Raw genomic sequence first — 13,668 nt, forward strand, 5'->3', positions numbered from 1 at the left:
TCATCAGGATCGCGGCGCGGCGCGCCAGCTCGACGCCAGGTTTGTGTACCCGCGCCTGGCAAACGCGACGACAAAGCCGCGCCATTCGGTCAATGATGCAATCACGCCGCGGGCCGCCATGACAATCGTTCGAGTGGTACGGCTCTGCGCGGCCGGGGGCAGCCCAGTCAGCGCAACGGCCAACGCCTCGACCCCCGTGGCGGCCCAGTACGTCCACACCTGATTGAACATTCTGCTCAGCCCACCGTGCATCAACGCAACAGGCTCAGGTGTCTGCACGGTCTGCCCATGGTGGTCGTGGACCGCCGTGGGATGACCGCTGCGCATAAGCGTTCCCATTGCTCCATCGTAGGCTTCAATCGCGGGTGACACATTGGGTTGCATCAGCGCAGGCACTTCCCCGCCGTAGACCGCGCTGGTGACGGTTGCAACCGCGTATGCCGCCGTGGCGCCGGCGGTACGGCCGACCCTGGCCCGCAGAGGCGTGCTGCCCCAGGATGCGCCGGTGCCGTGCCCCCGCATGATCTGCTGCACCAGTTCCCTGGAGAGCGAGCGTATATGCCCGCTCAACCGCAGCACCGCCACGGGGTCCCAGCGTTCCCCGGCTTGAACACTCGGCGTGCCAGTGTGATAGGCATAACCAAGACTCGCCATCGCTGCCGAAACAACACCGATCTGTGGTGCAAAACGTGTCCAGTTACCCGCGATACCCGTGCTCATATGCATCGTCGCCAGGGCGTCCAGCGACGCAACGGTATAGCGCAAGACCTGATTGCGCTCCGGCGTGGCCTGGAGGTTGCCGAATACCGCCAGATCAACGCCCGTCGCGATGGCATTGGCGATATAAGTGGATAAACCATCGCGAATCGCGGCCGACGATGCTGCCTGTATCCTCGGACGCATAATCCGCCCCATGGTCGCGAGCCTGCGGCTGATGGAAAGCCTGCGTATCTGTTTATCCTGGGGCGCCTCCAGCGCCGGTGCGCCAACCAGCCCTTGTGCGTCGCCCCGGGTGACCGGGTTACCGCCGACCATGGCGTACAGATTCAAGCCATCGGCATCGCCGACCGGGTCCGGGCTGATCCAGCGGCATAACCACGGCGCGTAATACCTGAAGCCGTAGTAACACAGCCCGCTGGCATCGCGTTCCTTACCCGAATAACGGATGAACCTGTAACTCGCCTCGCTGGCATTCTTCGCCGCCCGCCACGCGGTCCCGCCGTAGGGGTAATAACTTTCCTGGCTGAGCAGTTGCGCCTGCTCGCCCAGCTCCAGGCAACTGCTGCCCAGGTGGTCTGACAAGCCGTAACGGATCTGCGTGTCCTGAGTCACTCCCGAAGGATGGCGATCCCACAGCAGGACGCGGACGGTGGTCGCACCGGCATCCAGATTGAGTACGTTCAGTTGCTCACCCGTCGCGCTGTCATGGCGAATTTCCAGCCCCGGCAAGTAGCGCACCTCGGCGGTATGCATCACGCTACGGGCCTGGGACACCCGGCGTTTGAGAATGCGCTGGCCTGCGCCATCGTAGGCGTAGCGCTCTTCATCGTCATTGCCGCCCTCGCGCCGCACCTGCGTGAGACGCACCAGTTGATTGCGCACGTCCCACCCCATGCCCTGCTCGCCCGCCAACGCTTGCAGATTGCCGTTGCGATCAAAGCCCTGGCCCAGCCCCGGCGCGGTCTTGCCCCCGGCCTGCGGCAAACAATGATTACTGCCCGCCGCCACGCTCATCCGCCGCGTAAAACCTGTGCCGCTGCTGGGCACGTGCTGCAACTCAAGCACATTGCCGGCGGCGTCATAGCTGAACCGCTGGGTGTAGCGACGCCATACGCTGTCGTCGGTCGAGCCAAACGCCACCCATGCCGGTAGCGCCGGACCTCCAGTGTTGCCCGTGGTCTCGCGGCCGGTGGCCTTGGTCAGTTGCGATAAGGTGTCGTACTCATAGCGGCTGGCCGAACTGATCCGGGTGTTGCTGGACCATTGCGTCGGCTGGGCAAGGTCTTCGATCCGCATGATGTTGCCCACGCCGTCATAGTCGTAGCGCAGGTCTTGCAGCGCTGCGTCAGGTTGTGCGGGCAGATGGGCCGTCATTTGCAGCAAGCGACCATCGCCCTCACGGTAGCGCATGGCGCGCACCACACCGTTGCCGGCGCGCTCGCTGAGCACTTGGCCAGCCGCGTTGTAGCGGCGCCGGCCCAGCACCTGCGTACGCACGCCGGCCCTGGGCGTTACGAAGATACTCGCCGGTTGGCCGTCAATGCCGTAGGTGTAGTCGAAGCGATTGCCCTTGGCGTCCGTGTGATGCAGGCGCTCCCCCAGCGCGTTGAACCCAATGATTGTCTGGAACCTGTCGGGCTCCAGGCGCGCCTCGCGTTGTGCATCGGGCTGCGGCCAGTCCGGCGCGGCAGCCGCCTGTCGAAAACGTCGGGCCTGCTGCGTAACCTCCCCGTGCAGCCCATAGACCTCGTGGAGCAACGTGCCGCCGCCGTCATCGTGGCGGACCACCCGGCCACAGCGGTTGCGTGCAGCCTCTGCATTGGAAGATGAAGCATAGGCAAGACGCTCGACGCACAGCGCCTGCTCGCCGCTGCTCACCTGCTCGAAGACGGCAACCGGGCGCAGATATTGATCGTAGTGATGAGCCTGGTGAGCACCCCGCCCATCCCATTCTTCCAGTAACTGCCCGGCTTGCCCCATCAGCGTCAGCCGCCAGCCGGCATCCACACTGTCGGTGCGCAACGCGTGCCCGCCCAGGCTATAAACCGTGCGTTGATTGGGCGCAGTGCCGGGTTGTGAACGTGACAGCTGCAACAAACGCGGGTCCCATTGTTCAATCATCAAGCCCGTACTGCCAAATACCTGGCGATGAATGCGCACCTGTGCTTGAACCTGCGCGCTTGAACGGTGGTAATCGATATGACGAACAATCAACCCACGCGGGTCGATCACGGCCAGGGACGGCGTGTGTCGATGGATGGAATAAGACATGACCTCAAGACCTTATTGCGGAATAAGTAGTCTTGAAAGCCTAGGGATGGGGCGTTGGAGAAAGGTGGTGCTGGAGGATGTTTTGTGTGTCCGGGTACTGGCATCGCCCCGACCCGCTCGCGCGGGTCGAGGCTGCGCTCAGTGCCCGCCGGCGCAGGTCGGCGAGGCCGGTGCTGCGTCGACCTTCGCCCATTCCTCGGGCGTGTAGGTATGCAGCGCCAGCGCATGAAACTCGCTCATCAGGTCACCCAGGGTGGCGTAGACCTTCTGATGGCGCTTGACGCGATTAAGCCCCTCGAACTGCGGGCTGACCAGCACGGCCTTGAAGTGGGTCTGCAACCCACGGCTGTGCATGTGGCTCTCGTCCAGCACACTCAAGTGATCCGGGGCCAGGGCGCCAAGCGCCGTTTCGATACGCTGTTGCATGGTCATTGCAGCTTACTTCTTCTTGGCCGGAGCAGCGGCTTTGGGCGCCAGCTCGTTGGTCATGTCTTCCAACAGCTTGTTCACCACAGGTACCGCGCTTTCCAGCTTGGCCTGGGTCATCTGGGCCGATTGCTGGGTCAGCTGGGGCATTTTCTCCAGGACTTTCTTGCCCAGTGGCGACTGATAGAAGGCAACCAGGTCCTTGAGCTCGGATTCGCTGAAGTTGGTGGTGTAGAGCTTGACCATGTCCGGTTTCAGCTTCGGCCAGCCGATGGCCTGGTCCAACGCGGCGTTGGCCTTGGCCTGGTAACTGTCGAGTACGGACTGTTTGGCGGCAGGCGCCTTGGTCTGCTCGAAACGCTGGGCGAACATTTGTTGCACTTGCATGTACACCGGGGTACCCAGCTTGTCAGCGTGGGCCAGGGTAAGGAAGGCTTCGGCACTGGCGTTGTGGCTGGCGGTATCGGCAAAAACCTGGCCGCTGGCGCAAACCAGAGCAACCGCGGTACAGATGGCACGAAGACGAGTCATCGAGTTTCCTTTTCTAGCAGGCGAGGTAAGACCCCAAGGGCGACCATTCTGCGCCTAAAAAACCTCGCGGCTCAACCCCGGGCCGTGTCAGGTGTGGTTTGATCGATGAAACGTCTTTTATGGAACCCCCTTGGTCAATCACAGCCTAAACTGCGCAAACGAACCTGAAGGAGTGTGCCCGATGAGCCGTATCGAAACCGACAGCCTGGGAGAAGTCCACGTCCCGGATGACGCTTACTGGGGCGCCCAGACCCAACGTTCGCTGGTGAATTTTGCCATCGGCGAGCAGCGTATGCCGCTGGCGGTGCTGCATGCCCTGGCCCTGATCAAGAAGGCTGCCGCGCGGGTCAACGACCGCAACGGCGACCTGCCGGCCGATATCGCCCGCCTGATCGAACAGGCCGCCGATGAAATTCTCGATGGCCAGCATGACGACCAGTTCCCCCTGGTGGTGTGGCAGACCGGCAGCGGCACCCAGAGCAACATGAACGCCAACGAAGTGATCGCCGGCCGCGCCAATGAACTGGCCGGCGGCAACCGCGGCGGCAAGAGTCCGGTGCACCCCAACGATCACGTCAACCGCTCCCAGAGCTCCAACGACTGCTTCCCCACGGCCATGAGCATTGCCACCGTCAAGGCCGTGCACGAGCAGTTGTTGCCGGCCATCACGGTGCTGTCCGGCGGCCTGGCGGAACTGGCGGCGCGGCACATGAAGCTGGTCAAGACCGGCCGCACCCACATGATGGACGCCACGCCCATCACGTTCGGCCAGGAACTCTCGGCGTTTATCGCCCAACTCGACTACGCCGAACGCGCCATCCGCAGCGCCCTGCCCGCCGTGTGCGAGCTGGCCCAGGGCGGTACCGCCGTGGGCACCGGGCTCAATTCGCCCCATGGCTTTGGCGAGGCGATCGCCGCCGAGCTGGCGGCGTTGTCGGGCCTGCCGTTCGTCACCGCGCCAAACAAATTCGCCGCCCTCTCCGGCCATGAGCCGATGGTGACCTTGCACGGTGCGCTGAAAACACTGGCCGTGGCCCTGATGAAGCTTGCCAACGACCTGCGCCTGCTCGGCTCCGGCCCTCGCGCCGGGCTGGCCGAGGTGAAATTGCCGGCCAACGAACCCGGCAGTTCGATCATGCCCGGCAAGGTCAACCCGACCCAGTGCGAAGCCCTGTCGATGCTGGCCTGCCAGGTGCTCGGCAATGACGTCACCATCGGCATCGCCGCCAGCCAGGGGCACCTGCAATTGAACGTGTACAAGCCGGTGATCATCCACAACCTGCTGGAATCGATCCGCCTGCTGGCCGATGGCTGCAACAACTTCCAGGAACACTGCATCGCCGGCCTGGAGCCTGACGCCGAACAAATGGCCGAGCACCTGGAGCGCGGGCTGATGCTGGTGACCGCCCTCAACCCGCATATCGGCTACGACAAATCCGCGCAGATCGCCAAGAAGGCCTATGCCGAAGGCCTGACGCTAAGGGAGGCGGCGCTGGAACTGGGCTACCTCACCGACGCAGAGTTCGATCAGTGGGTACGCCCGGAAAACATGCTGGAAGCCGGGCACTGAGACCAAAGGTTGTCGGTAATCAAATGTGGGAGGGGGCTTGCCCCCGATGGCGGTTTGTCAGCAAACAATGATGTTGGTTGATCCACCGCTATCGGGGGCAAGCCCCCTCCCACATTTGCACCGGGATTGACATAAAATATCGGTCGGCTCTAAGGCCGCCGCGCTTTTGCTTTTGATCTTAGGCGCCCCGTTAAACCACGCTGGCCGAACGCAGGCTTGAATCCGTGGGTAACCCGGCAGGACGCCGGGTTAGCCGCACTGGGCCATGGATGGCCCATTGCGGCGGCCCACGGATTCAAGCCTGTGTTCGGGTACACCGAGCCTGGGCGAGGTGCCGAGTGGTGGGGCAAGAGCGTTTTGCTTACTTTTGACTGGGCCGGCATTCCGGCTTTTCAAAAGTGAGCCGCTGTAAAAGCGGAACCCTAAGTGGCCGTTACCGCAGAAACGGATATGTATGCGGTCCGATCCAACATCCTGGTCGGCCCAGAGGCCGCCATCGGGGGCAAGCCCCCTCCCACATTTGAATCGTCATGCACCTAGACCCACCGCGCACGCCGAGCCCTGAGCCCCGCCACCAGCGAAGGCGCCAGCGCCACCATCGCCGAGCCCAGCACCACCACCAACGCGCCAAAATAGCCCAAGGGGTTGATCGCTTCGGCCTGCACGAAATCCGGCCACAGCCACGCCGCCAGGGCCACTGCCAAAAAGGTCACCAACGGCGTCAGGGCCAGGGTCGCGCTGACCCGCGAGGCTTCCCAATGCGCCAGCGCCTCGGCAAATGCACCGTAGGCCACCAGCGTATTCATGCAACACGCCAGCAGCAGCCAGCCTTGCAGCGGGCTCAGTTGCAGCGCTTGCAGCGGATGCGCCCACGGCGTGAGCAATACCGCACACGACAAGTAGATCACCATCATCACCTGCAACGAATTCCACACCGTCAGCAACTGCTTCTGGCCCAGGGCGTAGAACACCCAGATGCTGGTCGCCAGCAACACCGTCAGCACGCCGGCAGTGTAGGTGCCCATCGAGGTCAACAACTCAGTCAGGCGCTGGTTGAAGAACAAGCCGAAGCCAATGATCAGCACCAGCAGCCCCACGCCCTGCCCCAGGCTGAATCGCTCCTTGAACACAAACACGCTGGCGACCATCAGAAAGATCGGGCCCATCTGCACCACCAGTTGCGCGGTACCGGGGCTGAGCATTTTCAGGCCCACCAGGTACAACACGTAATTGCCCACCAGTCCGCACACCGCCATCGCCACCAGCCAGCCGCCCTTGGGGCCAAGCACCTTGCGACTGGGCAAGCGCCGGGTGAGCGCCAGGTAAACAAACAGGCAACTGCCCGCGACGATCAGGCGAAACCAGGTCACCGTGATCGGGTCCATTACCTGTAAAACCTGTTTGAGCTTGATCGGCAGAATGCCCCAGAGCAGCGCGGTCAACAGGGTCAGGAGAAAACCGTAGACCCAGCGGCCCGAAGAGATGTGCATGAGTGCCCCAGATGCCAGAGGAAGTGGAACCGGCATTCTAGGGGCACGCGGTGCGCTTTGGGTATCACGCCGTGCTCATGGCACGCCCATCACCAGTACCCCGCTGCCGCTGATGGGGCCGGCGGCAGGCAACGAGCCCGCTCGACGTACCAGGGAAAACGTCACGTCGTCCGCGCCCGTGCTATTGGTGATGCGGGTCAGGAACGAACCGTTGACCGGTACGGCAGATCCGGCACGCACAAGGGCCGTGCCCACATCGGCGTTGGTCATCATCAACAGGCGTGAATCGAACGCGGAACGGGTGCCTTTGTAGGTGATGGTGATGGGCGTGTTGATTCCGCCGTCCGGGCATGAGTAGGTGAGCCTGCGGTTGCTGATGATGGACGATGTCAGTGGGTCGCTGCCGATGGCGCGCTGGTGCACGTTGCCGAAGTTGATTTCGATGGGGTTGTTATTGTTGATCGTGCAGGTGGACGGAGAGATGCCGAAGTTATTCGCGGCAGTGTACGTCAACACGAGTCGCGTGCTTCCCGGACTGTAATTATTGGTCTGGTGAAGGTTCAATGCGCCCAGGGTATCCCCTATCCGCACCTCGATAGGGTTGCTCGGGTCGTTACGCAGCAAGATGTAGGGGGCTATGTTGATGGGGTACGACCAACCGTTGTTTGGCATGGTCGCGATCCGGATGTTAAACGGCACAGGGGTGTTATGAAACGCGCCGTTTATGCGTAAGCCGGTACCTTGCCGGGAAAATTTCGGTCCGGGCACCCAAGGGGAGCCGGCTTGCGCGGAGGTACCCCAAAAGTCGATGCGCGTCGGGTGGGCAGGCGAAGGCGTGAATCGGCACTCCAACCAGGCACCTTCAAGGATGATGCGGGTACTGTCCGAGCCTACGCTGACCGTGACAGGCACCCGCAGATTCAAAATCCCACCGTCGCCAACGTATTGCCACGCACCGCCATTAACGCGGCAATCAGCCGCTCGCACGGTCGTGGTCGCACTCAGCAAGGCAAGAAGCACCATAGCGCCATAAAGTCGTTTCATCGTGATCTCTCATTGCTCCGCTGTCCGAGCCTCGCTTGCAGGCAGGCACCCCTGTGCTGAAGCCGTTCGGAAGACATTTAAGGTTTGCCCAAGGCTGTTTATGGATAGTCCAGCGTAAAAGTGGAGGTCACCCGGTACGCACCTTGCCCGATGGTCTGGTCGCTGATGGCCTGCGGCTCGCCCTGCACATAGGCTTTGAGCGCGATAACATTGCTGCCATCGCTGAGCACTTGCGCATCACTGACGGTATTCAACGGCAGCGGCTTGTCGCTTGGCGTTTCCAGGCCAACCCCGATTCCTGAAGCGCCGCTGCCGCCATCCAGCGCGAGCAGGCCGGGCAACGCGGTGTTTTCCCTGCCGCCAAAGGTAATGGCGACCGTGGAGCCAATCGTGGTGTCGCAACTCTCCAGGTGCAGGCTGAAACCTTTGCCCCGTGAGCGGGTGTTGATATAGAGGTGCTTGGTGGTCACGTCCCAGAGTTCCAGGGTGACGGCTTCGTCACCAGGACGCAGGGTGCAGGCCTCCTGGACCAGGTTGCCCTTGAACCTCAGATTGTCCGCTGCTTGTGCCGCGCCGATCAGGCCGAGGGCCAATGCCAGCGCAACATAGTGTGTGTGTCCCATTGATTCGACCTCCTACTGGTATTCGGCCAACAACGTGGCCACCGCCGTAAACCTGGCGGGTGCCAGGACAGCACCTGGCTGTTTGACCGGGACCACTTCCAGTACCGGCGGTGACGACAGGCTGATGTTCAAGGGCGTATTGAGTGGAAACGGCTGGTTATTCTGAAAAATCCGAATACCCAGCGCAGGCACGCTGGTTTGCACCGCTGAACCTTCAAACGTGGTGGCTGTGCCGTTGACGCTCAATTTCAATTGCCACGGCAGCGTGTCGGTGCCGCATTGGATGGCGTAGCCGACGCCTCTGCGGTACCTCACGCCATCGACGCGCTTGACCCCGACATCGCCAAAATCCACCTCAATGGTGTTGCCCGCATCGATCGTGCAGGGAGGCGGCTCGTTCAGTGTCCCGCTGAACGTCAAATTGGCCGACGCTGCGCCGCACAGGCCGATGACGCACAGAGCGAGCAAGGCTCGCGGCTGCCAAGCTGTCATGGGTCGTTCCTCTCTTTATCGGTAACCATCATTGGTAATCGACCACCAGGGTCGCGGTCGCGTCGAAGACCCCGCCGGTCAGCGTGCTGCCCGCACGCTTGACCGGCACAGCCTGCACCACGGGCAAATTGGGATAGGTAAAATTCACCGCCGTGTTCAACGGCCAGTCCGCACCATTCACAAACAGCCGCACGCCCAGGTCCGCTTTGCGGGTGGCGAGCGCGCGGCCGTCAAACGACGCCGCCGTCCCCTTGAGTTCCAGGGTCAACGCGTTGCTGAACGGGGAATTACAGGAGACGGTATACGGCACCCCGCGGCGGTAATTGACCCCATCGATCCGTGACGTCAGCAGGTCATTGCCGAACGGCACATCAAGCGTGCTGCCGGCGTTGATGACGCAGGGCGGGGGCGCAATGATCACCGCGCGAATGCTCAGACGGGTCTCGGCCTGTACGTCCTGGCTGATCGCCAGCAACACGCCGGCGGCGATCAAGCCGATTGATTTAGCCATCGCTGCACCCTTATTCATAAGTGAGCCTGAAATCCACCACAGCCCTGAATGCCCCGCTGGTCAGCGGCGCGGCGGTGCGCGTGGGCCGTACATTCCAGGTCTGGGTATTGCGGCCCACGGGCAAAAACAGCGGCTGGCCCCTGGCGCCCAACTGCACATCCCGGCCCAGGGCATCGGTCAACTGCAGGCCCATGCCGGTGATGCCCTGCACTTTGACCAGCCGTGGATCATCGGCGTCGGCCGGCGCCTGGAACGTGACCGACAGCACCGGTTGGTAAGCGCTCCAGGTCAGGTTGCCGGTGCGCTCATTGCGGATACGGCCGGCCGTGCGCAGGCAATCGGTGAACCGCAGTTGAAACGCCTTGGGGGTGGCCTGGTCACCGGGCCGTTGCAACTGGCTGGTCGACACGGCGTCCAGATCGACAGTCTGGTGCAGGGACGTCATTTCCAGGCTGCAAGGCGACTCATGCATGGAGCCGAGCACATTGAGCATGCCGCTCATGCCTTCAATGTCGTCCTCATCTGCGGCTTGCGCGCCTGCCGCCAAGGCCCATAACAGGCCGCCCAGCACCTTCATTTTTTGCGACGTCATGACGTTCTCCAGCCCCCTTACTCATTCGCCGGCGCGGACTGCGGGTTCACGCTGCACGTGTCGCCTGTGCAGGTGAAGGCCAGGAGCGGGCGGCCACCGTAGTCGTTCACATAGGCAAGATAAGGGCTTGTACCGAGTGCCTTGACCATGGGCCCCAGGGGCAAGGCGCTCTTGGGCGGCACCATCAGTGGCACAAAGCCCTGCACGGTTTTGCCGTCCTTGCTGCTGCGCGCATCCACCAGCGTCACGTAGTACGGCGTAGGGTTATTCACCCGGTATTGGTCACCTTCACGGGTCAGAGTCAGTTTTTCCTGCCAGGGGTTGGCCAAGTCCTGCTGGCTCGGCTCAATGGCTCGCGGTCGGTAGAACAACTTGATGCGGGTTTGCAGCGCGATCTGCAGGGTGTTGGACTTATCGCTGCGCGGCGGAATCTCCCTCAGGTTGAAGTAGTACACGGTCTCCCGATCCTGCGGCAGCGACTTGGCCGCCGGCAACGCCTGGACCTTCACCTGGCTTTGCTTACCCGGTTCCAGGCGCTGGACCGGTGGGAGCACGATCAATGGCGAGGTGATTTTTTTACCGGTTTCATCCTCGATCCAGCCCTGGGCCAGATAAGGCAACTGGGTATTGTTGTTGGTGATGTTCACGCTGGTGGCCTCTTTGCCACCGTCGAAAATCACGCGGGTACGGTCCAGGCCCACCGCAGCGTTGGCGCTCGGGCCCAGGGCCAGGGCCAACAGCGCGAAGGTCGGCAGGGTGAGTCGTGTGTTTGGCATCATGAGGCTGTGTTCTCCGTATCGGTAGGCGTGCCGGACAGCCCGGCGGGCTCGGGCGAGGATGGGTCGGCGGCCAGCGCCAGGCAGCGCAATTGCAGGGCGTCGGTCAAACCATCGGCAGGCAAGGTGGCAGGCAGCGTGAGCAGGCAGCGTGCGTCACCGCCCCAACTGACGGTCATTTGCTCGCCGGCCTGGATGCCGCTGAGGTAGACCTCGCCGCCATCATTGACAATGCCAGTGTCTTGTTGCTTGAGGTTCTGCACCGTCGCGCCGAAAGGCGGCGAACTGCCATCTGCCAGGCGCAGTACCGCCATGGCCTTTTCACCGGCGATCACATCCAGCGAGCGATAACCGATCGCGCCTTCGGTGAGCGTCAATTGCGTGACTGATTGAGTGGCTTCGACATTGCTCGGCAAACGCTCCAGATCAACGCTGGCAGCGGTACGCTGATAGCTGCTGATATCCGAGATCACGGCCTTGCCGAAGGCATTGCTGCGGGTCGGCGCGCCATAGCTGCGTACCGGCACATCGGGCACACCGGCGGTATCGACCATCAGGCGCGTGCCGCCGGTGCTGGTGGTGCGATGGAGTGCCGCGCCGTAGGCCGTGAGCGTGGCACCGCCGCGTGCGGAAACACCCAGGCTGCCCGACCCGCCCTCTTGCCGGCTGGCGCTCACGTCGATGTCGACGTTGTCGCCCATATGGCTGAGGTAGCCGCTGGCGGATGTGTCGCTCGCACTGAGCTGGTAGCTGTTACGCTCATCCAGACGATCGCTGTAGCGCGATGCAAAGCTGTTTTTGCCGCCGGCCCGATTGGCATCCAGCGACAGTGTGCCGGTACGCCCCAACGGCAGGCTGACCGTCAGCGCCAGGCCGTTGTCCTTATAGTTGTAGTCCTGGGTGCGGTGCACGTTCAGCGACAGGCTCATGTTCTTGACCGAGCCCACATTGAAGTAGCGCGACAGCGACAGGTTCCAGCGATGGGTGTCGGGCCGGTCCCAGTAGGTTTGCTTGTTGTAACTGGCGTAGACGGTGGCGCCCAGGTCACGAAACTGCTTGTTGACCGTCACCGTGTACAGCGCCTTGCTGCCGCCGATGGGCTTCCAACCTTCGCTGGGGTCGCGGTATCCCCCCCGGCCGCCGAGCTCGCCGTTCAACCCGTAGTGCCGGGCATCCAGGTATTCGCTCATGCTGAGGAAGTTCTTCTCGGAAAAGCGGTAACCGGCGAAGGTCACCTGGCTGTCGTACTCTTCGAAGTTCTTGGAGTATTGCAGACGGTAGGATTTCCCCGAGAGCGTCTCGTTCCACACGGTGGCGCGCGACTGCGTGACATCCAGCGAGACGGCGCCGAATGCCAGCAAGTCCCGCCCGGCGCCCACCGATAACGCCCGATAGTTGTTATCGGCGATACCGCCGCCAAACAACGACCAGCCATTGCTGACGCCCCAGGAAAACTCCCCGGTACTGAAGAACGCACCATCGGAGCCATTCTGAAGATTCGACGGGCGCCCGCTCGCCAGCTTGTAACGCACCTGGCCAGGGCGCGTCAGGTAAGGCACACCGGCCGTATCGAGCTGGAAGGTGTGCACCGAACCGTCCTGCTCTTCTACCCGCACATCGAGCTTGCCGGTCACCGCATCATTGAGGTCCTGAATGCGAAAGGGGCCCGCCGCAACCAGGGTTTCGTAGAGCACACGGCCCTGCTGGCTGATGATGACCTTGGCGTTGGTCTTGGCCACACCGACCACTTCCGGGGCGTAACCGCGCAAGTTGGGCGGCAGCTGGCTCTGATCCGAGTTGAGCGCGGCGCCGGTAAAGCGGAAGCTGTCGAACAGGTCAGAATACAGGTAGTTCTCACCCACCACCAGGCGCGCCTTCAACGCCGGAATGGCGCGATACGCGTAGTAGCGGCTCCACTCCAGCTTTTGCGGGCCGGCCGCCTCCTGCCGACCGCTCTCCACGCGCCCCTGCCAGTCCGCCCTCAGACGCCACGCGCCGGCATTGGCCCCCACGGTGCCGTTACCACTGAGGTTTTTGCGCTGGCCTTCGTTGCGCTGGTAATTGGACTGCGCCGTCAGGCTGTAGTCCACCAGTAACCCCGGCACCCCCTCATCCCATCGGGAAGGCGGATCCCAATTGAGGGCGTTGTATTCAAGGTACGCCTGGGGCACGTTGATGCTCAAGGTGGAGGTGGCCAAATCACCACTGACCTCCAGGCCGGGCAAGCTTGTGATATCCAGGCACTCGCCATCCCTCCACCACGTCAGTCTGCCGGCTTCGGACACTTTCAGGCCCAACTGCTCAACCAGACTGCGCGACAAACAGGCCTGGCTGCCCCTGGGGTCGTTATCGGGCGGATAGAACGCCACCGATTGTTCAGCAACAGGCTGGGCATTGAGGTGCACCGCCATCGAGTAAGTGCCTGGCAGAATGAATCCGCTGCGCGCAAATTGAGACAAGTCAATATTGGCGCGATCGCTCAGGTCCAGAACGTCGGTATTGAACTCGATATCCCCGGCGCCCAATGCAGTGCCTGCCAGTGACATCAACCCGCCGAACAGCCCGGGGCGGAGCGTATTTTTGATCTTCGACGTATTCAACATGCAAGCCTGTCCATCACTG

General features: G+C 62.5%; 12 protein-coding genes. 1 reads left to right on the plus strand and 11 read right to left on the minus strand.

The annotated features are described in order from the left end of the window. Positions 1–3: 3 nt before the first annotated feature. From MRY17_RS17260 to MRY17_RS17270, 3 genes are all read right to left on the minus strand, one after another. Positions 4–2,991 (minus strand): RHS repeat-associated core domain-containing protein, encoded by a 2,988-nt coding sequence (locus tag MRY17_RS17260; RefSeq protein ID WP_243352569.1) that lies wholly within the window; start codon positions 2,989–2,991, stop codon positions 4–6. Between the two features lie 138 nt (positions 2,992–3,129). After that, positions 3,130–3,423: a BolA family protein gene (locus MRY17_RS17265; RefSeq protein ID WP_191952070.1), complete on the minus strand. Its 294-nt coding sequence runs from the start codon at positions 3,421–3,423 to the stop codon at positions 3,130–3,132. Positions 3,424–3,429: 6 nt separating this feature from the next. Beyond that, positions 3,430–3,948, minus strand: a complete 519-nt coding sequence (locus MRY17_RS17270; protein ID WP_003175221.1) for a DUF2059 domain-containing protein — start codon at positions 3,946–3,948, stop codon at positions 3,430–3,432. 181 nt (positions 3,949–4,129) lie between these two features. Between MRY17_RS17270 and MRY17_RS17275 the strand changes: the two genes are divergently transcribed. Then, the gene (locus MRY17_RS17275; RefSeq protein ID WP_243352570.1) at positions 4,130–5,518 is read left to right on the plus strand and encodes a class II fumarate hydratase; all 1,389 of its coding nucleotides are present in this window, start codon (positions 4,130–4,132) and stop codon (positions 5,516–5,518) included. Between the two features lie 536 nt (positions 5,519–6,054). Here MRY17_RS17275 and MRY17_RS17280 read toward each other — a convergent pair. From MRY17_RS17280 to MRY17_RS17315, 8 genes are all read right to left on the minus strand, one after another. Next, positions 6,055–7,008, minus strand: coding sequence for a DMT family transporter (locus MRY17_RS17280; protein ID WP_181285084.1), 954 nt, complete (start codon positions 7,006–7,008; stop codon positions 6,055–6,057). Positions 7,009–7,083: 75 nt separating this feature from the next. Beyond that, entirely contained in the window at positions 7,084–8,052 is a 969-nt protein-coding gene (locus tag MRY17_RS17285) for a fimbrial protein (RefSeq protein WP_181285083.1), read from the minus strand. A gap of 98 nt (positions 8,053–8,150) precedes the next feature. Beyond that, the gene (locus MRY17_RS17290) at positions 8,151–8,675 is read right to left on the minus strand and encodes a fimbrial protein (protein ID WP_243352571.1); all 525 of its coding nucleotides are present in this window, start codon (positions 8,673–8,675) and stop codon (positions 8,151–8,153) included. Between the two features lie 12 nt (positions 8,676–8,687). After that, positions 8,688–9,167, minus strand: coding sequence for a fimbrial protein (locus MRY17_RS17295; protein ID WP_181285081.1), 480 nt, complete (start codon positions 9,165–9,167; stop codon positions 8,688–8,690). Between the two features lie 28 nt (positions 9,168–9,195). Beyond that, positions 9,196–9,678 (minus strand): fimbrial protein, encoded by a 483-nt coding sequence (locus MRY17_RS17300; RefSeq protein ID WP_181285080.1) that lies wholly within the window; start codon positions 9,676–9,678, stop codon positions 9,196–9,198. A gap of 10 nt (positions 9,679–9,688) precedes the next feature. Next, positions 9,689–10,270, minus strand: coding sequence for a fimbrial protein (locus MRY17_RS17305; protein ID WP_243352572.1), 582 nt, complete (start codon positions 10,268–10,270; stop codon positions 9,689–9,691). A 17-nt stretch (positions 10,271–10,287) separates the two neighbouring features. Next, the gene (locus MRY17_RS17310; RefSeq protein ID WP_243352573.1) at positions 10,288–11,049 is read right to left on the minus strand and encodes a fimbria/pilus periplasmic chaperone; all 762 of its coding nucleotides are present in this window, start codon (positions 11,047–11,049) and stop codon (positions 10,288–10,290) included. Further along, the gene (locus tag MRY17_RS17315) at positions 11,046–13,649 is read right to left on the minus strand and encodes an outer membrane usher protein (RefSeq protein WP_181285077.1); all 2,604 of its coding nucleotides are present in this window, start codon (positions 13,647–13,649) and stop codon (positions 11,046–11,048) included. Before MRY17_RS17315 ends, MRY17_RS17310 begins: the two co-directional genes overlap by 4 nt. Positions 13,650–13,668 lie beyond the last annotated feature (19 nt).

The organism is Pseudomonas orientalis, from assembly GCF_022807995.1.
In the GTDB taxonomy this organism is placed as follows: Bacteria; Pseudomonadota; Gammaproteobacteria; order Pseudomonadales; family Pseudomonadaceae; genus Aquipseudomonas; species Aquipseudomonas orientalis_B.